The organism is Paraburkholderia sp. EG287B (genome assembly GCF_040965595.1).
In the GTDB taxonomy this organism is placed as follows: domain Bacteria; phylum Pseudomonadota; class Gammaproteobacteria; order Burkholderiales; family Burkholderiaceae; genus Paraburkholderia.
Genome location: NZ_JBFRCG010000064.1, coordinates 1 through 2,132, shown reverse-complemented (window position 1 = coordinate 2,132; position 2,132 = coordinate 1). Strand labels below are relative to the sequence as shown.

The following is a 2,132-nucleotide window of genomic DNA, read 5'->3' as shown; positions in this document are numbered from 1 at the left end:
GTAAGCGGCTCGCGTGGGCCGCTCTCGACGTCACGTGCGTAAATGAGGCATGCTCGGCGAGCGTGGGCAGGTTCTGTCTGGGCCTACCCGGCAATCAGGAGGTGGAGGCAGGAGGGCCGGCCTTGCCGCGCAGCTTGGGGGCCACATTCCAGGGTAGTAGCTCTTCGATGCGGTTGATTTGGTGATCGGCGATATGGGTCAAGACGTATTCGAGATAGGCTCGCGGATTGATGCCGTTGAGCTTGCAACTGCCGATCAGACCGTACATCGCGGCGGCCCTCTCGCCACCGCTGTCGGAACCGGCGAACATGAAGTTCTTGCGACCCAGGCTTACACAGCGCAGAGCATTTTCGGCCAGGATATTGCTGATCTCGGCCTGCCCATCCTCGCAGAACATCATCAATTCGGTCCAGCGATTCAGCGAGTAGTTGATTGCGCCGGCCAGGCCCGACTTGCGCGACAGCGTCGCGACCTTGGCCCTGATCTTCGTCTCGAATGCGATGAGCAGTGGCTTGCTCTTCTCTTGCCGCACTCGCAGCCGTTCGGTGGCTGGTTTGCCGCGGATATTCGCCTCGATGCTGTAGAGCTCGCCGAGCATGTCGAGCAGTTCCTGCGTGTCGTCGGTTGGCGTGCTCGCATGAACTTCGTAGTACCGTCTCCTCGCATGGTCCCAGCAAGCCGCCTGACGAACTCTGCCGCTCGCGTACAGCTCGTTGAAGCCATCGTAGCCATCTGCTTGCAGGATGCCCTCGAATCCGGCGAGACGGGTCTGGGGATGGATGCCTTTGCGGTCAGACGAGTAGTCGAACCATACTGCGGCCGGTTCGTTCGAACCCGAGCGGCGGTCGTCACGCACGTAGACCCACAGGCGACCGGTCCTGGTCTTCTTGTTGCCCGGCGCGAGCACGGGGATCGGTGTGTCATCCGCATGCAGCTTCTTGCCGGCCATCGTGTAGCGGCGCAGTGCCTCGGTCAGCGGGCGGCACAGCTCCTCGCATTGACCAACCCAGCGCCCCATGCTGGCGCGGTCGAGCGCGACGCCGTCGCGTGCGGCAATCTCCGACTGACGGTACAACGGGGTGTGGTCCGCATACTTCGAGACGAGGATGTCAGCCAACAGGCTCGGGTGGGCAATGCTGCGTTCAATCGGCAGACCGGGCATCGGCGGCTGCGAGAAGTGCTTGCAGCAGGTGCAGACGCCCTTGCGCCGGATCGTGCGGATCACCTTGAAGGCGGCCGAGACACGAGCGAGCTGCTCGGATGTGTCTTCGCCTATCAGCTGCATCACGTTTCCGCACAGTGGGCAGCCCGGATCGAGTTCGAACGCATGCTCTTCGCGCGGCAGATGGGGCGGCAGGGCCTCCTGCGGCGACGCGTTGACGCCAGACATGCTCGCGGTCGACGCGCGGGCTCGGCGCACATCGGCAACGCCGCGACCGGCAGCCAGATCTTCGAGCTCGGTCTCAAGCCGGTCGATCTGCCGGTCAAGCTGCTCGGACTTGCGACCGAAGTGCATCCGTTTGAGCTTGTCGATCTGCGCCTTCAGCCGCTCGATCTCGAGTTCCCGTTCGGCCATGTCCCGCACGAGCCGTTCGATCTCGCCACTTTGTTCGGCAAGCGACGCGCGTTGCGCAAGCACCAAGGCCTGCAGCGCGTGAACATCCTCAGGGAGATCGGCGCCGTTCGACATGAAGCGCAGTTTACGAGCCTTCCTCGCCGTTTACAACATCGACAGTGCAGCGGTGCGGCGTGGTTGCCGCCAGTCGATGCCCTCAAGCAACATCGACAGTTGAGCGGAGGTCAGGAAGACCTTGCCGCCATCGGCCTGTGGCCAGACGAAACGCCCTCGCTCCAACCGTTTCGCGAGAAGCCAGAGCCCGTCCTCAGTAGCCCAAAGCACCTTCACGAGATCGCCGCGGCGCCCGCGGAAGATGAAGACGTTACCGCCCAGCGGGTTCTCCTCAAGCGCTGTTTGCACCTTGGCAGCCAAGCCCTGGAAGCCGCAGCGCATATCCGTGATGCCCGCGACAAGCCAGATACGCGTACCTGTTGGCAGAGAAATCACGAGCGCAGGCTCTCCAAAACCGTTCGAAGCATCTCAGCGTCGACAATACCGTCGACCTTAACCACTG

The 2,132-nt window shown here is 62.8% G+C and carries 2 protein-coding genes; both read right to left on the bottom strand.

The genetic code is table 11. The features are described from left to right. Window positions 1–94: 94 nt before the first annotated feature. Window positions 95–1,690, bottom strand: a complete 1,596-nt coding sequence (locus AB4Y40_RS42665) for an IS66 family transposase (protein WP_368692973.1) — start codon at window positions 1,688–1,690, stop codon at window positions 95–97. 30 nt (window positions 1,691–1,720) lie between these two features. Then, window positions 1,721–2,065: an IS66 family insertion sequence element accessory protein TnpB gene (gene tnpB / locus AB4Y40_RS42660; protein WP_092003338.1), complete on the bottom strand. Its 345-nt coding sequence runs from the start codon at window positions 2,063–2,065 to the stop codon at window positions 1,721–1,723. Window positions 2,066–2,132 lie beyond the last annotated feature (67 nt).

Excerpts from the sequence above, each read along its gene's own strand:
- AB4Y40_RS42665 (WP_368692973.1), bottom strand. The coding sequence starts at position 1,690 with ATGTCGAACGGCGCCGATCTCCCTGAGGATGTTCACGCGCTGCAGGCC.